Genomic DNA, 19,654 nt, shown 5'->3' with positions numbered 1-19,654 from the left:
GCCCACGCAGTCGGACGACGGGTGCGCCGGGTCCCGCTCCGGTTCCGATTCCCATGACGTGCCGGGTGAGGTCAGCCCAGGTTGGCGCTGTGGACGGCCTCGGTGATCGCCTGCCGGATCACGTGATCGCCGAGGGGAGCGCCGCCGGCGCCGACGGCCTTCGCGTCGAGACCGACGTCCACCTGCTCCACCCCGACCTCCTTGGTGATGTGCTCGACGCGGTGGCCGCAGGGCATGCCCGTCACCTGGTACTGCTGCTCCGTCATGGGGTGTCTCCTCGGTGCTGAGTGGGGGGCGACGGCCGTGCGGCTGCCGTCTCTGACATGTAGTCGGATGGCAGGGCGCTTTGGTTTCCACGAGGTGCCGTCCGGCGGGACCAGAAAGCAGCTCCGGGCCCGCCGTCCGCGCTTCGCCCCTTTCAGCGCCGCACGGACAGCCGACGTTCTGGGCGGGCCCGTCCCGCTGGACCTGCGGCCGCGGAACCGCCGACGCGATGCGGGGCCCAGGCACGCCGGCGCGGGCCATTGCCGACCACCGGGAGCGAGCCGACGGACTTCGACGAGCCCGTTGCCACCGTCTCCGGCAAGGTCGACGACGGCGAGGTCGGCTACCTCTGCGTCGCCCCCGATCGGGGCTGCGAGTTCGCCCTTCGATGCCGTTGGAGCCTCGTGTCGACGCCAGGGCACACCCGCTGTCGAAGCTGCCGAAGCTGCCGACATCGGAGCCGCCGACGTCGGAGTCAAGCTCCCGCACGGCCGCGGCTACAGGACGTGCATCGGCGCGGGGGCAAGTTCGAAGTCTGCGACACCAAGCGGTGACGGTCACGGCGTCACCGGATGTCTGCGGACCGTCGTCGACGGCCGCTCGGTCATCGCCGGGGAAACGGCATCCTGATCACCGACGTCGCCCCATGGATGGGCCACAGGAGCCTCGACAGCGCCCTCAAGAGCCACCGCCGCCTCCTGCCGGGTCGATCGGCGAGGCCGCGAAGCTCGTCACTCGGAGGACAACGAGGCGAACAGGGCCTTGCCCAGCTCGGTCAGGCGCTCGGGAAGATCGGGTGAGGGGGGTACGGCGGTCGTGCGGACCACGAAGTGGATCATCGTGTGGGCCGCGTGGACGACGGTGCGGAGGTCGGAGCTGTCGTGCCCGGCGTCGACCGCGTCGAGGGCCTGGAGCCAGACGTTCATGTAGTCGACCTGGTAGTGGCGCAGCGCGGTGCGTTCCTTGTCCGGCAGGTGGCTGCGTTCGTGGCTGAGGAGCCCCACGAGGTGGCGCTGTTCGACGGTGACGGCGATGTGGGCGCGTAGGAGGAGTTCGAGCGCCTCCTCGGCGGTGCGGGCGAGGGCGAAGGCCCGGTCCGTGCCGGTGCGCAGTTGTTCGCCGCCGCGGTACATGGCGGTGACCAGGATGTCGGTCTTGCTGGGGAAGTGCCGGTAGACGCCGGAGGCCACGATCCCGACGGCTTCACCGATGTCAGCCATGGTCACGGTCTGGTAGCCGCGTTCGTCGAAGAGTCGGACAGCCTCGGCGAGCAGTTGGTCGCGGCGTCGGCGGGCCACCGGGGGGACCGCGCCGTACGGCTCGGGCCCCGGCTCCGCCCGCTGCGGTGCAGCCGGGGTCAACGGGGCGCGTGCCACCGCTGACGCCAGGCGGAAGATCAAGGTCGCGCCCTTGCGCCGAGGGGCGCCACGGCGCAGGGACTGGCCTCCGAGGGCGCCGAGGACGGCGCGCGCGACGAGTTCGGCATCGGCGGTGTCCAGTTCCGGGCGCTCGACCCGGAGCAGGTGGAGGAAGTCCGCCACGATGTCCGACTCGCGCTCGTGGACCGCCGTCCGCTGGGAGTCCTCCAGGTGGCGGGACTCCCGTTCCCAGACGGCGAGCAGGTTGCCGGGGCCGGCGACGAGAGCCGCGATGGTGCGGATCGCGGAGTCCAGGTCGTCGGCCTCGCGGATGGTGGTGTCGACGGCGTCGAGGGCTTCCAGGACGGTGTGTAGCAGCAGGTCCTGCTTGTTGCGGTAGTGGTGGTAGAGCGCGGCCGGGGTGATGCCGACGGATTCGGCGATGTCGGCCATGGACACGTTGTGGTAGCCGTGGCGGACGAAGAGACCGGTGGCGGCGGAGCGGATGAGCGCCTTGCGGTTGGGGGGTCTGCGCGCTGCCACGTCTTCGCTCTTCCGTCGAATGCCTATGCCGAATGCCGGTGCCCATGCCGGTTGGAGCCGGTCCGCTCGGCGGGCCGGGACGATCCCGCCCCCGCCGGCCGACCAGGCTATCCGACTGGCCCTGCGTGCTGGTCGGAGCGCAGGAGCGGCCGGAAGGCGGGCGCGCTCACAGCCCCATGTCCTTGGCGATGATCGTCTTCATCACCTCGCTGGTGCCGCCGTAGATCCGGTTGACACGGACGTCGGCGTACATCCGGGCGATCGGGTACTCCAGCATGTACCCGTAACCGCCGTACAGCTGGAGGCACTTGTCGATGACGCGGCCGGCGACCTCGGTGCCGTGCAGCTTGACGCGGGCCGCGTCGGCGGGCGTGAGGTCCCCGGTCTCCTCCAGGTCCAGGGCCCGGTCGCACAGCGCCTGCGCCGCGGTCACGTCGGTGTCGCACTCGGCGAGCACGAACTTGGTGTTCTGGAAGGCCCCCACGCGCTGACCGAAGACGGTGCGCTGAAGGACGTACTCCTGGGTGAAGTCGACGGCCGCGCGTGCCCGGGCGACGGCCTCGACGCCGATGGCGAGGCGTTCACGGACGAGGTTGTTCCCCAGGTAGGAGAAGCCGCGGTCCTGCTCGCCGAGGAGGTTCTCGACGGGGACGCGGACGTCGGTGAAGGAGAGTTCGTTGGTGTCGGAGGAGCGCAGGCCGATCTTCTCCAGCTTGCGGCCGAACGCGAAGCCCTCGCTGTCCGTGGGGACGACGAGGAGGCTCAGCCCCGCCCGACGGTCCTCGGCGGTCGCGGGCGACGTGCGGGCGGCGACGACGCACAACTCCGAGTTGCGGGCACCGGTGATGAAGGTCTTCGCGCCGTTCAGGACGTAATGGGTGCCGTCGGCCGAGAGCTTGGCGGTGGTGCGGATGCCCGCCAGGTCCGAGCCGGTGCCGGGCTCGGTCATGGCGATGCACAGCATGATGTCGCCGGTGGCGATGCCGGGCAGCCAGCGCCGCCGCTGCTCCGCGTCGGCCAGGTGCAGCAGGTACGGCAGCACGATGCTGGTGCTCACGCCGTAGTGGCCGAGCATGACGCCGGCGTACGCGCACTCCTCGTTGAGGACGGCCTGGTACTTGTAGCCGGTCTCGCCCGGTCCGCCGTACTCCTCCGGGACGCCGAAGCCCATCACGCCGAGGGCGCCCAGCTTCCGGAAGAGGTCGCGCGGCGGCAGGCCGGCCTCCTCCCAGGCGTCGAAGTGGGGCACCACCTCGTTGCGGATGAAGTCGCGGATCACGGCCCGGAAGGCTTCGTGGTCCTCGGTGAAGACGGAGCGCTTCATGGATCTCGTCTCGTTCCTGTGCAGGGGTGGTTGGCTGAGGTCTCAGGTTGCGGCGGGGCGGGGTGCGTCTCGTAGGACGCGCTTGAGGATCTTCCCGGCCGCGGAGGTGGGCAGGGTTTCGGCGAACTCGACGGTGCGCGGCGCCTTGTAGCCGGCGATGAGGGACTTGGCGTGGGTCCGTATCTCCTCGGCGGTGGCCGTGCGGCCCGGCCGGAGGACGACGACGGCGTGGACGCGTTCGCCCCAGCGGTCGTCGGGCACCCCGATGACGGCGCACGAGGCGACGGCGGGATGGGCCGCGAGGGCGTTCTCGACCTCGGCGGAATAGACGTTCTCCCCACCGGTGATGATCATGTCTTTCAGTCGGTCCACGACGTAGAGGTAGCCGTCGTCGTCCAGTCGTCCCGCGTCCCCGGTGTGCATCCAACCGTCGCGCAGTGCCCGGGCCGTCTCGTCCGGCTTGCCCCAGTATCCGAGCATGACGTGGTCGCCGCGGGTTGCGATCTCGCCGACCCGCCCCGGCGGGAGCCGGGAGCCGTCCGGGCCGAGCACGGCGATCTCGACGGTGGGGGTGGCGCGTCCGGTCGAACGCTGTCGGGCGCCGCCTCGCACGTGTTCCTCCCGGCCGAGCGTGCACAGCACCCCGGTCTCGGTCATGCCGTACCCCTGGGAGAAACCGGCCCCGGGGAAGGTCTCCATCGCCCGGTGCAGAAGGGTGTCGGAGCTCGCCGCGCCGCCGTAGGTGATGCTGCGGAGGCTGGAGACGTCGTGGTCGCCGAGTTCGGGGTGCTCGCAGAGCATCTGCACCATGGTGGGGATCAGGATGCAGGTGGTGACGCGGTGCCGCTCCACGGCCTGGAGGAAGTCCGCGGGGCGGAAGAGGGGCAGGAAGACCAGCGTGCCGCCCATGAGGAGTTGCGCGTACCAACTGCACACCGCGGCGATGTGGAACAGGGGGACGGTCACCAGGGTGACCCCGCCCCGGTCGACGTTGCGCATGGCCAGCATGGAGCCGAAGAGCGAGCTGCACAGGCTGCGGTGGCTGATCATCACGCCCTTGGGCAGCCCTGTCGTCCCTCCGGTGTAGAGGATCAGGGCGAGTGCGTCCCCGCCGTGGCGCCCGTCGGGCACCGGGGTGCTGGAGCGGATCAGGTCCTCGTAGCGGAGCATTCCGTCGGGTGCGGGGCCGTCGCCGCAGTGGACGACGGTGCGCAGTTCGACGCAGCGCGCGCGGAGTTCGGGGACGAGTCCGGCGAAGTCGTCGTCGACGAGGAGGACCTCGGCCCCGGAGTCGTTGAGGGCGTAGGCGATCTCGGCGGACGACCAGCGGGCGTTGAGCGGGTGTGCTGCCGCGCCGATCCACCAGATGGCGAGGAAGGACTCGTGGACGCGGTCGGAGTTGAGCGTGAGGATCCCCACGCGGTCCTTCGCGGCGACGCCTAGTTCCTGGAGGGCGGAGGCCAACCGGGCGACCCTGTCGACGACCTGCCGGGTGGACTTCGTCCGTTCGCCGCACACGGTCATCGGTGCGTCGGGTGCGTGCTGGAGTGCTCTGTGCAGGGGTTGGGTGAGGTACACGACATCCTCCGGTGACGACCCGGCGGCGTCGACGGGCCATGGGGAGCACGGGGCGGGGCCTGTCCGGCCGTAGGAGGCACGGCCGGACAGGAGGGCGGCGATGCGCCGGAAGGGGTCAGCGCTGGCCGGCGTCGACGGTCAGGCACTGGCCGGAGACGTAGTTGGCCTCCTGGGTGCACAGCAGGTACACCGCTCCCGCGGCCTCCTCCGGGGTGCCGGGGCGGCCCAGGGGGATCGTGCGGGCGAGGGTCTCGGCGACCTGCGGGTTGATGCCGACCTGGAGCTTGCGGCCCTCGATCTCGACGAAGGCGTTGTCGCCGGCGGTGGCCTCCGTCATGCGGGTGAGGATCCATCCGTAGGCGACGGCGTTGACGTTGACCTTGTAGCGGCCCCACTCCTTGGCCATGGTCTTGGTGAGTCCGATGACGCCCGCCTTGGCGGAGGAGTAGTTCGCCTGACCGGGGTTGCCGGCGAGGCCGGACGTGGACGAGACGTTGACGACCTTGCGGTGGTGGTCGACGGGGTTGTTGCGGAAGTACGGCTGGGCCGCGCGCAGGATCCGGAAGGGCGCCTTCAAGTGGACGTCGAGGATGGCGTCCCACTGCTCGTCGGACATCTTCTGGATGACGGTGTCCCAGGTGTACCCGGCGTTGTTGACGATGATGTCCAGCCCGCCGAAGGACTCGACCGCCGTGGCGACGAACCGCTCGGCGAAGTCGTCCTCGGTGACGGAGCCCGCGCAGACCACGGCCTGACCGCCGGCGGCCTTGATGTCCGCGGCCGTCTCCTCGGCCGGGGCCGGGTCGAGGTCGTTGACCACGACGGCCGCGCCCTCGGACGCGAGCTTGAGGGCGATGGCGCGGCCGATGCCGCGGCCGGAGCCGGAGACGAGGGCGACCTTGCCGTCCAGGGTTCCCATGGTGTGACGTCCTTACGTGGTGGGCGGTGCGTGGTGGTCAGTCGGTGGCGACGACGGCGGAACCCTTCAGGGTCACCGTGCCGTCGGGCAGGCTCATGGTGAGGTCGAGGTGCGCGAGGCCGTCTTCGACCACGGTCACCTCCCCGCGGCACACTGGCTCCGCGTTCACCGGGGTGATCGCGGCGAAGCGCACGCGGTAGGCGCGGATGCGGTCCTGCGGCACCCAGTCGGTCAGCAGACGGCCCAGGTACGCCATCGAGAGCATCCCGTGCGTGAAGACGTCGGGGATGCCCACGGCCTGGCATGCATCGATGTCGACGTGGGCCGGGTTGTGGTCGCCCGAAGCGCCGGCGTACAGGGCCAGCGTCGTCCGGCTGATCCTCGGCACGTCGAGTTGGACGGTGTCGCCGGGCGAGAGTCGCGGGGCGCTCATGCGGCTGCCTCCTGGTGGGTCCTGTTGCGGATGACGGCCGACGCGGTGAGTCGGGCGACGAGTTCGCCCTCGCGGGTCACCTCGGTGGTGCGCACGAGGAATTCGAGCGCACCGCTCTTCTTGTCGTAGATGTCGGAGATGCGGGTGGAGTACGTGAGCGTGTCGCCCGCGTACACCGGAGCGAGGTACTCGAAGCCCTGCTCGCCGTGGAGGACCGTGACGGGGTCGATGCCCAACTCCTCCAGGTACTCGAAGGGGTTCGGCACTTCCATGCCCAGGCAGAACAGGAACGTCGGCGGCGCCGGCAGGTCGCGGTGGCCGGCGGCCCTGGCGGCGGCCAGGTCGCGGTAGACGGGATCGGTCTGGCCGGTGGCCTTGGCGAAGAAGCGCAGCCGGCCGCGTTCGACGTCGACGACCAGTTCGGGCGAGGTGGTGCCGATGAGCGATCGGTCCAGGGGCATGTTCAGGAGACCTTCTCGTAGAGGGTGACGACGCCGACGCCGCCGAGGCCGAGGTTGTGCTGGAGGGCGAGCGTGACGCCGTCCACCTGGCGTGCCCCCGCTCCGCCTCGTAGCTGCCAGACCAGTTCGGTGCACTGCGCGAGGCCGGTGGCGCCCAGCGGGTGGCCCTTGGACATGAGCCCGCCCGAAGGCCCGACCACGACCCGGCCCCCGTAGGTGTTGTCGCCCTCGGCGACGAACTTCTCCGACCCGCCCTCCTCGCACAGCCCGAGCGCCTCGTAGGTCAGGACTTCGTTGACCGTGAAGCAGTCGTGCAGTTCGACGACCTTGATGTCCTTCGGGTCGACGCCGGCCGTCTCGTAGACCTGCTGCGCAGCGGAACGCGTCAGCCCGGCGCCCACCAGCTCGATCATGCTCTTCTTCTCGAAGGTCCCGGGAAGGTCCGAGGCCATCGCCTGCGCCTTGATCGCCACGTCGGCGCGCAGGCCGTGGCGTTCGGCGAAATCCTCGCTGCACACGACGGCCGCTGCCGCACCGCAGGTGGGCGGGCACGCCTGGAGACGGGTGACCGGGCCGAAGATGTGCGGGGAGTCCATCACCTCCTGCTCGGTGACCGGGTCCCGGAACACGGCGTACGGATTGTCGGCCGCGTGCGCCCGGGACTTCACGGCGACCTTGGCGAACAGCCGGGGATCCACCCCGTACTTCTCGACGTACTCGACGCCCGCGCCACCGAAGAGCTGGGCTGCGCGCGGCAGCGATTCTTCGATGCCGTGCAACTCGTCCAACAGGGCGTTGAAGCGCGCGGTGGGACTCGGCCGGTCGTCCCAGTGGGTGGTGAGCGCTCCGCGCTGCATCTGCTCGAAGCCGACCGCGAGCGCGCACTCCACCGCGCCGGACTCCACGGCCTGGCGGGCCAGCCACAGCGCGGAGGAGCCGGTCGCGCAGTTGTTGTTCACGTTGACGACGGGGATGCCGGTCATGCCGACGCGGTAGAGCGCGGCCTGTCCGCTGGTGGAGTCGCCGTACACGTAACCGGCGTACGCCTGCTGGACCTGGCCGTAGGGGACCCCGGCGTCCTCGACGGCCGCGCGGATCGCCCAGGCCCCCATGACGTCGTAGTCGTCGCTGCGACCCGGCTTGGCGAACGGGATCATCCCGACACCCGCGACAAGGACTCGTCGACTCATCGCACCTCCCAAGAGATGATGTGCATGGAGATTTAGTTTTTGATCGTTGTTGCCTGATGTCAAGGGATCTACAGCATGCAGAACTAGCGATTCATCATTTGGATTTACCGGGGTTCAGCCGGAGCGACCCGAGATCGCCAGCCGGCTTGTGACCCGTCACACGCCCGCCTCCACGGCCGTGTGAACGCGGCCCATGGCCCCCGCGGGACGAGGTCAGCACAATCCCCGAAACGCGTGCCCCGGACTGCCGGGAAGCGCTCCCCGACGCATCGCCCCGTCCCCGGTCGAACGTGGCAGCGCCGCCGGTCGGGGGGCGTCATGGCAGCCCGCGGCCCGCCCCGGCGTCGCGGAGGAAGCGATGAAGATGACAGTCCCCAGGATCCCGCCCACGGGCGGTGCGTCATGACGTCGGACACCCGGACCGGGGCCCCGGCGACGCCCGGACACGACGCGGTGCTGCGACAGGGCTGGCGGGCGACCTGGCTGCTCCTGGGCTTCATGCTGGTCAACTTCGCCGACAAAGCCGTGCTCGGCCTGGCGGCGACGCCGATCATGGAGGAGATGGACCTGACCCGGAGCGAGTTCGGCGCGGCCTCCACGGCGTTCTTCGCACTGTTCAGCCTGTCGGCTTTGCTGGGGTCGTTCCTCACGCGCCGGATGAGGACCACGACACTCCTCTTGATCATGGCTCTGCTGTGGTCCGCCGCCCAGCTACCGATGGTGGCCAACGTGGGATTCGGGGTCCTCGTGGCGACCCGACTGCTGTTGGGCGCGGCCGAAGGGCCCGCCGCGCCCGTGGCGTTCCACCACCTCTTCGGCTGGTTCGGGCCCCGCGAACGTCAGCTTCCGCTCGCGATCGTGAACGTCGGAGCCGTCGCCGGGGTGGTCGTCGCCGGCCCCGTCCTCTCCGTCGTCATCGACCAGTTCGGCTGGCGCGCCGCGTTCGGCACCGTCGGAGTGATCGGCCTGGTGTGGGCGGCGGTCTGGGCCCGACTCGGCAGGGAAGGACCGGACTCCGGACTGACCGGGCGGGCGGAAGGCACCGGGAAGGCCGACGGTGCCGGTGAGTTGCGGACGGACGGTCCTCCCGACGTGCCCTACCGGCGGATCATCCTCTGCGGCACCTGGCTGGCCTCGGCGTTCGTCGCCTTCGCGGTCTACTGGCACCTCGCCTCCTTCCTCACCTGGACGGCCGACTACCTCCAGAGCGTCTCGGGACTGAGCACCCAGCAGGCCGGCTACGCGGTGGGCGGGGAGGCAGCCGCAGCGGGAGCCCTCGTGATCGGCTTCGCGTTCCTCACCAGAAGGCTCCAGCAGGCCGGGCGGACCCGCGTGGCCGAGTTGTGGTGCGCTGCACTGCTCCTGGTGTCCGCCGTGGGCACCGCCCTGTTCGGGGTGGTGGACCCGGTTGCGCTGAAGCTGGTCCTGCTCATCGGGTTGATGCCCGCCGGGGCGGTGGCGCTCGTCGCAGCCGAGGCCGCGGTGGGACGGATCGCACCCGCGGCCCGGCGGGGCGTCTCGCTCGGAGCCCTGTCCTTCGTCTTCTCCCTCGCCGGCGGCCTGGCCCCGTGGACGGTCGGAACGGTGGTCGACGCGGCGGCGAGCCCGGCCGCCGGCTACCGCGACGGATACCTGCTGTCGGCCGGGCTGCTGGTCGTCGCGGCCGTGGTCAGCCTGGTGTGGTTGCGGCCGGAGCGGGACGTCGTACGGCTCGCGCACCCCTGACGCCCCGGAGGTGGGAAGCCTCCGGCCGACCGCGCCGACGCCTGCGCGGTCGGCGCCCTGCGCGCCTCAGCGGGGCGTCCGGGACGACGGCTCGCTCCGCAGGTCGCGGGCGACGAGCGCGGCGAGCAGCCGGGCGAAGCCGTGGGGTGTCGAGGCGTCGACGCCGGTGAGGGCGCGGACCCTGCCGATGCGGTTGTCGACGGTGTTGGGGTGCAGGGCGAGGCGCTCCGCGGTGGCACGGCGGTCCTGGCCCTCGTCGAGGTAGGCCCTCAGCGTCTCCATCAGTTGGGGGTGGCCGCTCACCGGATCCAGCACCCCCGCGAGGGCCCGTCCGCTCTCCCCCGGCCGGGAGAGGTGGTACTCCAACAGGACGTCGTCCAGGCTGTAGGCGCCCGGAGGGCGGCCCAGCGAGCGGACCACCCGCAGAACCTCGGCGGCGGTCCGGGCCGCCGGGGCGATCCCCTCCAACCCGGCGGCTTCCGCCCACGCCAGGTGGGTCGATTCACCGAGACCACGCTCCAGCCGGGCGGCCAACTCGCCGGGCACCTCGCCCCCTCCGCCCGGCCCCTGCGGCAGGACGACGTGCCCCTGACCACCTCGTGGATCCTCGAAGTGGATCAGCGGTCGAGCGCCCGCCAGCCGCTCCACGTCGGTGCGCAGCCGACGCAGCCGACGCTGCGCCGCGACGGCCGAGCCCAACTGCGCGAGGTGCAGGGCGATCACCAGACCCCCGTCGGTCACGCCCAGTTCGAAGCAGCGCTCGACGGGGAGGGTGCCGGCCAGCAGCGCCCGGGCAAGGGCCCGCAGTTCCTCCTGCCGCTCGGACTCCAGTACGGCGCGGGTGGCGGCATACGTGTCGGTGACCTCGCCCAGCACTCTCGCCTGGGCGGCGAGCAATTGGTCGGCCAGGCGAAGCAGTGCGGTCGACTCCTCCGGTCGCGCGCACTCCTGAAGGGCGGACCAGAGCGCTTGACTGCACACGAGGTGCCCCCGGATCACGGCGGAGAGGGCGATCCCCTCCTCGGCGTGCACGGCGGCCCGCTCGCGGAAGTGATCGATGCCGCGCGAGCCCGGTACGTCTTCACCGCGGGCGAGCCGGAGGAAGAGCCGCAGGCCGTGCCGCACCGAAGCGGCCAACTCGGTGTCCCTGGCCTCGCGGGGAAGTTCGCGCAGGCCGGGCACGGAGGCCAGTTCCGTGGCGGTGATCCGGCGGGCGATCTCGTTCAGCCGGCGCTCGCAGCGCTCGGTGATCGCGCGCACCGCGTCGCTGTCGCTCATGCCGTCTCCGCAACTGCCGGTTTCTGTGACGCTTCACAGTCTCGCCCCGGCACTCCTGTGGAGCAAGGCACTGGCACCCACCTCGCCAACTCATGAGACTTCCGAGGTGAAAAGGCCAATACGTGAGCCGCTGGAGACGATTCCTTGACGGAGGATCCTGTGACACAGCACAACACGACGGATTACCTGGGGTACGTGGACCGTGTCTGGCAGGGCCGGGCGCCGCTGCTCGACCACCTCTCGGGCCGCTGGCGCGACCTCGGACTGATCCCGATGGGCCAACGCACGGGCCTGTTCACCGGATTCGCCAACGTCGCCGTCTTCGACACCGGCGACGGCCTCGTCATGGTGGACTCCGGCGAGTGGCGCAGCGCGGACGAACTGCACGCCGCGGTGCGGAACTGGTCGTCCGCGGCGGTGACGTCCGTCGTCTTCACCCACGGCCATCTCGACCACGTCTTCGGCGTGCACCCCTTCGACGCCGAAGCCGACGAGCGCGGCACGCCACGGCCGGAGGTGTTCGCGCACGAGGCCGTCGTCGACCGGTTCGAGCGCTACGCCCGGACCGCCGGGTACAACGGCGCGATCAACCGCCGCCAGTTCCGCCAGCCCCGCCTGACCTGGCCCACCGACTACCGCGCGCCGGACACCACGTACCGCGAGGGCCTCACCCTGCGCCGGGGGGACCTCACCTTCGAACTGGTCCACGCCCGCGGGGAGACCGACGACGCCACCTACGTGTGGATACCCGAACTACGCACCCTGTGCACGGGCGACCTCTTCATCTGGAGCTCCCCCAACGCCGGCAACCCGCAGAAGGTCCAGCGCTACGCCGAGGACTGGGCCCGAGCCCTGCGACAGATGGCGCTGCTCGGGGCGGAGACCCTGCTGCCCGGCCACGGCGTGCCGATCCTCGGCGCGGACCGCGTCCGCGAAGCCCTGGACAACACGGCGGCGTACCTGGAGTCCCTCGTCACCCAGACCCTGGAACTCATGAACACCGGAGCCGCCCTCGACCAGGTCCTGCACGCGGTCGCGCCCCCGCCCGAGTTGCGGGACCTGCCGTACCTCAAGCCGTCCTACGACGAGCCCGAGTTCGTCGTCCGCAACCTGTGGCGGCTGTACGGAGGGTGGTACGACCAGAACCCGGCCCACCTCAAGCCCGCGCCGGAGTCCGAGGTCGCCGCGGAGGTGGCGGCCCTGGCAGGAGGCGCCGAAACGCTGGCCGCCCGGGCTCGGGAACTGCTCGCCGAAGGTTCCGACCGGCTCGCCGGGCACCTCGTCGAATGGGCGGTCCGGGCCGCACCCGAGGACACGGCGATCTCCGCCGCCCGAGCCGAGGTCTACGAGCAGCGCGCCCGCAAGGCCACCTCCGCCATGGCGAAGGGCGTGTTCGCCTGGGCGGCCTCCGAATCGCGGGCGCACGCCTCGGGACGGGGACTGCTGGAGGTGCGGGCCGACTGGCCGCAGGACGAGCGGGACAGCATGGGCGCCCGCATCACGGCACCCGCCCGCCGGGACCGGTAGCCGGGGGCCCGGCGCCGAGCATGGCGAGGACCAGCCCCGCGTACGCCCGTCCGATGCCGACCGGGGTGCGGGAGCCCCCTGGCGCGTACCAACGGCTGACGTCGATCCCGAGGGAGAGGGCGGCGAGCGTCGCACTTCCCACGTCCGGGGTGTCGAAGGCACCGGTGTCGACGCCGTCCTGGATCTCCTGACGGAACAACCGCTCGGTGCGTCGGCGCAGTTCGACGACGACCGAGCGGTGTTCCGGGAGCAGGGCGTCCATCTCGTACTGCACGACGCGGGCGAGGAGGTGGTGGCGGGCGTGCCAGGCGGCGTAGTCGTGCACCAGGGCCCGCACCCGGGCGAGCGCGCCGGCCTCCTCCGAGACGGCCCTTTCGCAGACGGCGAGGACGTGCCGGTGGCCGGCCTCGCTGATCGCGAAGAGGAGGTCTGCCTTGGTCCGGTGGTGGGCGTACACGCCGGCGGGGCTCATTCCGGCCGCGGCGGCGATGTCGCGGGTGGAGGCCCCGTGGTAGCCGCGGGCCGCGAAGGCGGCAAGTGCCGCCTCCAGGAGCCTGCGCGGACCCGGGCCCGCTCCGGCCCAGGGGTCGTCGGTGTCCGTTGTCGCTGTCACGCCCTCATTGTGCGTCTCCCCCGTTCAGGAGATGGTCAGGCCCCCGTCGACCGTGAGCGTGCTTCCGGTGACGTATCCGGAGGCGTCGGACGCGAGGAAGAGCAGCGCCGCAGCCAACTCCTCGGGGTGTCCGGTGCGGGGGATCGGGATGCGGCGGACGATGTCGTCGACGTATCCGGGTTCTTGGCGGGCCGTCATCTCGGAGGCGAAGTAGCCGGGGGCGAGGGCGTTGACCCGGATGTCCTTGCGGCTGCTCCATTGCGCCGCGAGGTCCCGGGTCAGGCCGAGCAGACCGGCCTTGGAGGAGGCGTACGCGGCCTGGGGCAGCCCCGTCGACACGAGCCCCAGGACGCTGGAGACGTTGACGATCGACCCTCCCCGCGGCATCACCGCGGCGGCGGCCTGGGCCATCCAGTAGGCGCCGAAGAGGTTGACGTCCAGCACGCCCCGGAACTCCTCGGGACGCTCGCGACTGGCCGGCACCGCTTCGGCCACGCCCGCGTTGTTGACGAGCACGCCGACGGTGCCGAACCCGGCGGCGGCCCGCGCCACGCTCCGGCAGTCCTCCGGGGAGGAGACGTCGGCCCGTACGCACAGCGCCCGGCACCCCGCCTCCTCCACGAGTCGCGCCGTGTCGTCCAGCCGCTCGACGCGCCGTGCGGCGAGCACGACGTCGGCGCCGGCCTCGGCGAGCGCCTTGGCGAAGGCCACGCCCAGCCCTGAGGAGGCTCCGGTGACGATGGCGACGCGGCCGTCGAGCCGGAAGCGGTCGAGAATGCTCACGAGTTGACCCCCCTGGGTCGTGTCGAGCTTCGGATGGGTGGCGGCGGTCCGCTCCGCCGTGCGGTCCGCGCGGGCTTGCGGCCCGGGGTCGCGGCGGACGGCGGGCGCTACAGCCCGAGGTCACGGCCGATGAGTTCCTTCATGATCTCGTTCGAACCGGCCCAGATCTTGGTCACCCGGGCGTCCTGCCAGGCCCGTGCGACCCGGTACTCGCTCATGTAGCCGTAACCGCCGTGCAATTGGACGCAGGCGTCGATGACCTCGTTCTGCACCTGTGCCGACCACCACTTGGCCTTGGCCGCGTCCACCGCGGTCAGCTCGCCCGCCGCGTGCGCGGCCACGCACCGGTCGACGAACGCCTGGGTGACCTCGACGGAAGTGACCAACTCGGCCAGGCGGAACTTGTTGTACTGGAAGGACCCGACCGGCTGCCCGAAGGCGCGGCGCTCCTTGGTGTAGGCGACGGTCTCGGCGAGGATCTGCGCGGCGTGGGCGACGTTGGTGACGGCGGCGCCGATCCGCTCCTGCGGCAGCCGCTCCATCATGTGCACGAAGCCGCGGCCCACCTCGCCGATGACGTTCTCGGCGGGCAACCGAACCCGGTCGAAGAACAACTCGGCGGTGTCCGCCTCGGGCTGCCCGACCTTCTCCAGCTTCCGTCCACGCTCGAACCCCGGCATCCCTGCCTCCACCGCGAAGAGGGTGATGCCCTTGGCGCGCTTCTCCGGACCCGTACGAGCGGCGACGACCACCAGATCCGCCCCGAAGCCGTTGGTGATGAAGGTCTTGGACCCGCTCAGGACCCAGTCCGAACCGTCCCGCACGGCGGTGCTGCGCAACGCCGCGAGATCGGACCCGGCCGACGGCTCCGTCATCGCGATCGCCGTCCGCAACTCCCCGGCACAGAACCGCGGCAGCCAGCGCTCGCGCTGCTCGGCCGTCCCCAGCTCCACCAGGTAGGGGGCCACCACCTCGGAATGGATGGTGAAGGAGGACGCGAACGCGACGGAGAGCCTGGCGAGTTCCTCGCTCCAGACCACGCTGAACCGGTAGTCCCCGGCCCCCGCACCTCCGTACTGCGCAGGCACGAGAAGACCCAGCAGCCCCTGTGCGCCGGCGGACAGCCACACGGACCGGTCGATGGAACGCTCCCGGATGAACTGCTCCTGTCGGGGCTGCAGTTCCCGGTCGACGAACGTCCGAACTGCGGACCTGAAGGCATCGTGATCAGCGTTGAACAGGACGCGTCGCATGGTTCTCCCCTCGGCGGCGACAAGCCTGACTAAGCAATCGCATAGTAACTATGCAAGCGCTTAGTTTCCACCGTCAGGCCGCCCCGGCGGAAGGGGTCCGAACCCACGCCCGCACCGACGCCCACACGTCAACGAGCCGAGCGCTCCGCCTCGCCGTCGGCTCGACCTCGACAGCGCGGGCCTGCGCTCACTGTCGTGGTGGAGCCCATACGGCATGGGCGGCTTCTTCAAGGACTGCGAACACCCCAAGACCGGATGGTCTCGCTGCCCCCACCCCTACACGATCAGGTATCGCAACACAGCGGGCCGGCAGATCGAGTCGCTGCTGGAGCACCACCTCCACCCGGCCCTGGGCAGCCGCCACATGGACGCCTTCGACCACAAGGTCATGGACGGCTTCATCCGCACCATGGAACGGCACGGAGCCGGCCTCGCCACCCAGTCCAACGCGTTCGACAAGTTGTTTGGCCAGGTGTTCTTCGAGTTCGTCCAGGTCTGCACGGCACGTAGTGATCCGTTCCAGCAGTTCGGGATCCAGCATGCACGGGAACCGTGGGAGGCGGCCGAACCGCGGCGAGCAAGAACCGGACGATCAACTCCCCGCTTCTGCTGCCGGCCTCCTGCGAAGGAACTGCTTCGCCGCCTCGACTGCTTCCCTGTTGAGCTCCTCGACGGACACGTCCCAGCTCTCCTCCCATTCGTCCAGGTCGAAGTGACACGAGACGAGGGACTGCAGCTCTTCGGGGTAGCCGAGGTCGTAGGCGACGTCTGCCCAGATGAGGTGGGTGCCGGTGGCGGGATCCAGGGTTCCGTCCGCTATCTGACCAGCGATCCAGTCGGCAAGCGCCCACTTTGCGGCCCGAGGGTCGGCGGGCGGATGGAAGAGAAGTCCCAGTTCCTCCAGCACCTGGTCGAAGAGCGCTGGCGCTTCGGGTTCCTCGCTCCGGAGGAGGCCGGCCAGCATGGCGAGGGAGGGACTCTCAACCTCGGCAATGAGGGCGCCAAGACCCACCTGGATGAGCCGGTCGGACCCGACATGCCGACCGAATGCCCGCTCGCGCGCGATGTGGCCGAGCTGCTTGAGGGCATCATCGCGGGTCATCAGAGTCTTCTCGGTCGGCGTCTGGGGACAGAAGGCTCGCACATCCGCGGACGCTGCTGCATCGCCTTTCTCTTCGGCTCAACCATGCTGACAAACGATCTTCTCCGCGGGCTTCCGCCCACGACCAGCAAGAGTTCCCCGGGGATCGGTCACACCAGCCCTTTGAACTGCGTCTTGCAGTTGGCGGAGGGTCACTGCCACCCCGCAGCCACCGGTCCACCCAACGGCCCGGTGGAGCGCACCGCGCCCACTCGCCTCTGGCGGCGCCGGTGCGTACGGGCGGGGGGCCACGAGTTCGGCCTACGGCCGGGGTACTGCCGGGAGGAGCGCCGGACGGGCCGTGGCTTCAGCGCCGCGCGGAGGCGGGCCGCGTCGGTGAGCTCCAGGCGCTGCAGCCGTTCGGGTCGTGGTGTTCGGCGCCGTTCGTGATCGAGACCTGGACGTGGGTCACCTTCTGGAGTACCCGTTGGCCCAGGACGTGCCGTTCTGGTTGCGGTGCAAGCTCTTCAGCATGGTTGCTTAGCCCGTCCCTCAGGGGTGGTCTTCGGTGCCTCCATGGTGCTGCGGACCCGTCGGCCCGCCCTGTGCGCGCGTGCGCGACGGGTTGTGATTCCGTGCGGATCCCGCACCGCCTGTCTCCCGGGCGCGGCACTCGCTCGGGCTCAGCCCGTAGACGGCCCGGAAGGCCCGGCTGAACTCGGTCGGCAGGGGGAAGCCCCATCGGGCGGCCAGGGTGCCGATCGGCCGGTCAGAGTCACCCGCACCGAAGCGCGGGCCGGTTCCACCTCTCAAGGAGATGGGCGGCCGTGAGCACCAGAGGCGGTGCGATCAGGTACCCGGAGCTGAATCCCATCTGGTTCCGACCGCCGACCTCCTAAACGCAGTCGCCTCCGCCTCCGCTGTAGGAGGAGACGGTCCACTGAACCTGAGTGAGGTCGAGGTCACAGCGCCTCACCCTCACCGGATCTGGGGGCGCCGTTCGTGCTGCCCGCCTCGACTGCGACGCCCCGTCGGGGAAGTCCGGCAGGGGTTTTTGCCGCTATAGGAGCTTTCATCGGGTATGGAGCCTGTGGTGGATCGGGTATTGGTCTACGCCAGGCCGCACCGTCCCCGTATCCTCAACCGTAGCCAGCGGCACACCCCCACACCCAGTTGCGTGCTGGCGCACGGGCATCCCCCAGCAGCACCATGCCCTGGCAGCCGGGTGACCTCCCCACTCGCCGCCTCCAGGAGGCTTACGGTGAAAATTCACACCAGAAGCTCGGCGATCATCGGCACCATCTGTCTCATCGCGTCCCTCGCTCTGACCACGGCGTCCGCCGACGAGCCCGTCGCCGAACATCAACAGACGAAGGCCGTGCTCACGCAAGTGGCCACAGCCAAGAACCCCATCGCCGGTGCCGCCGGTCCCGACGGCACCGTCTGGATAGCCGAACGCGCGGGCACCGTGCGAGTCCTGGGTGAGAGGGGGCTCGGCAAACCGGTCCTCGACATATCCCGCGAGACCACGGTCGAGGGCGAACGCGGCCTGCTGGGCATCGCGTTCGACAAGAACTTCAAACACTTCTACATCTCGTTCACCAACCTCGAAGGCACCAGCACCATCGACGAGTTCGCCGTGAAGCGCGGCAAGATCCAGCCAGAGACCCGGCGCACCGTACTCACCCAGACGCAGCCGTACTCGAACCACAACGGCGGTGATATCAAGTTCGGCCCCGACGGATACCTCTACATCGCCTTCGGTGACGGCGGCGCGGGGGGCGACCCGCACGGCTACGGTCAGAATCTCGACACGCTGCTCGGCAAGGTGCTGCGGATCGACCCGACCGGCGGCAAGCCGTACGCGATCCCGCCGGACAACCCGTTCGTCAACGACCCGAACGCAAGGGACGAGATCTGGGCCTACGGGCTGCGCAACCCGTGGCGGTTCTCCTTCGACGCACGCACGGGCGACATGCTGATTGGCGACGTCGGCCAGAACGACTGGGAAGAGATCGACTGGGCGTCCGGACGGAGCAAGGGCGGCGAGAACTACGGCTGGTCCCAGATGGAGGGCACCCACCCGTTCCGAGGGCGGCCCGAGCCCGCCAACCATGTGCCGCCGGTCTACGAATACGACCGCAACGGGCTGGGCTGCTCGGTCACCGGCGGATACGTCTACCGGGGGGATGAGATCCCGGGCCTCAAGGGGCAGTACCTCTTCAGCGACTACTGCGACGGAACCGTCCGCGCTCTGCAGATGCGCAACGGCAAGGTGACCGGCCAGAGCGACCTCGGAGTCAACGGCGGCGAAGTCATCTCGTTCGTCCAGGACGGCGACGGCGAGTTGTACGTGCTCGCCATCGGCGGCAGCGTGTCCCGCATCGATCCGGCGTAGGACGGCCGACCGTCCTTGAGATCTCGGTCGGACGGCCACCGTCCGACCGAGATCTCATTGCTCCAAGAAGATGAACAGCACGGGTCACCGCACCGACGTGGACGCTCCAGGGCCCGAAGTGGCTGCTGGAGGACTTCGCGTCCCGGGTCGAGAACAACACCCGTGCGGCTCTCGCCTCGGGGGACGGGCTGGTCGCTTCCTGCACCGAATCGCCGAGCCTCGACGACCGTGACCGCCTCGCCGTCCTGCACCGCCCGGCCTGCTGACGGACAGCTGCCCTGGCCGCTCCCGTTCGGAGAGACCCGGAGACTTCGATCTCCGCGCCGACACCGAAGCAGGTGACGGCGAGTCGCGCAGGATGCCCGGCCAGCACGACCACCCCGCCCCCCCCTCATCCGCCAGGGCCACGCCTACCTGTGCGACGGCCCGTCCGGGCCGTCGCAGCAGGCCGGATCAGGGGAGGAGGCCGTGGGTCAGCCAGAGGTTGACCTCATGGGGCGGCCGTGTCCCCGTTGACCCGTTCATGGCCTGAGCGCGGGAGTTCCGCTGAGGGCCGCCGGGGAGGCGTTCGCCGCCGTGCAAGCGCTGCGGGAGCACTCCCCCCGGAGTGGCTATGCCAGCCTGGCACACCCTCCGGAGTGCACGTCGGCCTCGACGGGAACGGCGACGGCCTCGCCGCCGCCGAACACCGCCTGGAGGAAGCGCTGCTCGCCGTACCGGAGTACCACCGGGAGCTGGTGGAGCTGGTCCTGGACGACGGGGACCACCTGCTGCTGCAGGAGCGCTGGCTCGACGAGTCTGGCCGGCAGGCCACGGCAGCCCGGGCGGCGTTCCTCGATACGGCCCGGGAGTACCTCGGGGACGACGACTAGCACGTGGGTGGGGGCGTGTGGGCCGTCCGGCTGCTCCTGTGCTGCTTGTGTGCG

Annotated in this window: 18 protein-coding genes; 4 read left to right on the top strand and 14 right to left on the bottom strand. The window is 70.4% G+C overall.

All coding sequences use genetic code 11. The features are described from left to right. Positions 1-71: 71 nt before the first annotated feature. The 8 genes from ACH4E8_RS26900 to ACH4E8_RS26865 form a co-directional block, all read right to left on the bottom strand. Positions 72-266 carry a heavy-metal-associated domain-containing protein gene (locus tag ACH4E8_RS26900; RefSeq protein WP_398452694.1) on the bottom strand — a complete coding sequence of 65 codons (195 nt, stop codon included), beginning with the start codon at positions 264-266 and terminating at the stop codon, positions 72-74. A gap of 729 nt (positions 267-995) precedes the next feature. Next, positions 996-2,165, bottom strand: a complete 1,170-nt coding sequence (locus ACH4E8_RS26895; RefSeq protein WP_398452691.1) for a TetR/AcrR family transcriptional regulator — start codon at positions 2,163-2,165, stop codon at positions 996-998. A gap of 166 nt (positions 2,166-2,331) precedes the next feature. Continuing rightward, positions 2,332-3,489 carry an acyl-CoA dehydrogenase family protein gene (locus ACH4E8_RS26890; protein WP_398452689.1) on the bottom strand — a complete coding sequence of 386 codons (1,158 nt, stop codon included), beginning with the start codon at positions 3,487-3,489 and terminating at the stop codon, positions 2,332-2,334. A gap of 42 nt (positions 3,490-3,531) precedes the next feature. Further along, positions 3,532-5,067 (bottom strand): long-chain-fatty-acid--CoA ligase, encoded by a 1,536-nt coding sequence (locus ACH4E8_RS26885; protein ID WP_398452687.1) that lies wholly within the window; start codon positions 5,065-5,067, stop codon positions 3,532-3,534. Between the two features lie 115 nt (positions 5,068-5,182). Beyond that, a complete protein-coding gene (locus ACH4E8_RS26880) occupies positions 5,183-5,986 on the bottom strand; it encodes an SDR family NAD(P)-dependent oxidoreductase (RefSeq protein WP_398452684.1) in 804 nt (267 codons plus the stop codon). 37 nt (positions 5,987-6,023) lie between these two features. Beyond that, positions 6,024-6,419, bottom strand: coding sequence for a MaoC/PaaZ C-terminal domain-containing protein (locus tag ACH4E8_RS26875; protein ID WP_398452682.1), 396 nt, complete (start codon positions 6,417-6,419; stop codon positions 6,024-6,026). Next, complete coding sequence (locus ACH4E8_RS26870; RefSeq protein ID WP_398452680.1) at positions 6,416-6,880, bottom strand: MaoC family dehydratase N-terminal domain-containing protein; 465 nt, start codon at positions 6,878-6,880, stop codon at positions 6,416-6,418. Before ACH4E8_RS26870 ends, ACH4E8_RS26875 begins: the two co-directional genes overlap by 4 nt. 2 nt (positions 6,881-6,882) lie before the next feature. Next, positions 6,883-8,070, bottom strand: a complete 1,188-nt coding sequence (locus ACH4E8_RS26865; RefSeq protein WP_398452678.1) for a lipid-transfer protein — start codon at positions 8,068-8,070, stop codon at positions 6,883-6,885. A 402-nt stretch (positions 8,071-8,472) separates the two neighbouring features. On the opposite strand from ACH4E8_RS26865, the gene ACH4E8_RS26860 reads away from it, so the two are divergent. Then, complete coding sequence (locus tag ACH4E8_RS26860; protein ID WP_398452675.1) at positions 8,473-9,795, top strand: MFS transporter; 1,323 nt, start codon at positions 8,473-8,475, stop codon at positions 9,793-9,795. Between the two features lie 66 nt (positions 9,796-9,861). Here ACH4E8_RS26860 and ACH4E8_RS26855 read toward each other — a convergent pair whose 3' ends face one another. Further along, entirely contained in the window at positions 9,862-11,073 is a 1,212-nt protein-coding gene (locus tag ACH4E8_RS26855; protein WP_398452673.1) for a PucR family transcriptional regulator, read from the bottom strand. A gap of 159 nt (positions 11,074-11,232) precedes the next feature. Between ACH4E8_RS26855 and ACH4E8_RS26850 the strand changes: the two genes are divergently transcribed. Beyond that, the gene (locus tag ACH4E8_RS26850; protein WP_398452671.1) at positions 11,233-12,600 is read left to right on the top strand and encodes an alkyl sulfatase dimerization domain-containing protein; all 1,368 of its coding nucleotides are present in this window, start codon (positions 11,233-11,235) and stop codon (positions 12,598-12,600) included. Here ACH4E8_RS26850 and ACH4E8_RS26845 read toward each other — a convergent pair. The 5 genes from ACH4E8_RS26845 to ACH4E8_RS26825 all read right to left on the bottom strand — a co-directional run bounded on the left by ACH4E8_RS26845 (position 12,572) and on the right by ACH4E8_RS26825 (position 16,351). Further along, positions 12,572-13,213 carry a TetR/AcrR family transcriptional regulator gene (locus ACH4E8_RS26845; protein WP_398452669.1) on the bottom strand — a complete coding sequence of 214 codons (642 nt, stop codon included), beginning with the start codon at positions 13,211-13,213 and terminating at the stop codon, positions 12,572-12,574. The genes ACH4E8_RS26850 and ACH4E8_RS26845 overlap by 29 nt on opposite strands. 24 nt (positions 13,214-13,237) lie before the next feature. Further along, positions 13,238-13,996 (bottom strand): SDR family NAD(P)-dependent oxidoreductase, encoded by a 759-nt coding sequence (locus ACH4E8_RS26840; protein ID WP_398452666.1) that lies wholly within the window; start codon positions 13,994-13,996, stop codon positions 13,238-13,240. A gap of 107 nt (positions 13,997-14,103) precedes the next feature. Continuing rightward, positions 14,104-15,249, bottom strand: coding sequence for an acyl-CoA dehydrogenase family protein (locus tag ACH4E8_RS26835; protein WP_398452664.1), 1,146 nt, complete (start codon positions 15,247-15,249; stop codon positions 14,104-14,106). 187 nt (positions 15,250-15,436) lie between these two features. Continuing rightward, entirely contained in the window at positions 15,437-15,790 is a 354-nt protein-coding gene (locus ACH4E8_RS26830; protein WP_398452662.1) for a hypothetical protein, read from the bottom strand. A gap of 51 nt (positions 15,791-15,841) precedes the next feature. After that, entirely contained in the window at positions 15,842-16,351 is a 510-nt protein-coding gene (locus ACH4E8_RS26825) for a hypothetical protein (protein WP_398452661.1), read from the bottom strand. Positions 16,352-17,591: 1,240 nt separating this feature from the next. On the opposite strand from ACH4E8_RS26825, the gene ACH4E8_RS26820 reads away from it, so the two are divergent. Continuing rightward, positions 17,592-18,728 (top strand): PQQ-dependent sugar dehydrogenase, encoded by a 1,137-nt coding sequence (locus tag ACH4E8_RS26820; RefSeq protein WP_398452659.1) that lies wholly within the window; start codon positions 17,592-17,594, stop codon positions 18,726-18,728. A 638-nt stretch (positions 18,729-19,366) separates the two neighbouring features. After that, positions 19,367-19,600, top strand: a complete 234-nt coding sequence (locus tag ACH4E8_RS26815) for a hypothetical protein (RefSeq protein ID WP_398452658.1) — start codon at positions 19,367-19,369, stop codon at positions 19,598-19,600. Positions 19,601-19,654: the final 54 nt, after the last annotated feature.

The organism is Streptomyces sp. NPDC017979 (assembly GCF_044328175.1).
Taxonomy (GTDB): Bacteria; Actinomycetota; Actinomycetes; order Streptomycetales; family Streptomycetaceae; genus Streptomyces.
The sequence above is the reverse complement of the archived record's forward strand: the minus strand, read 5'-3'. Positions and strand labels throughout refer to the sequence as shown.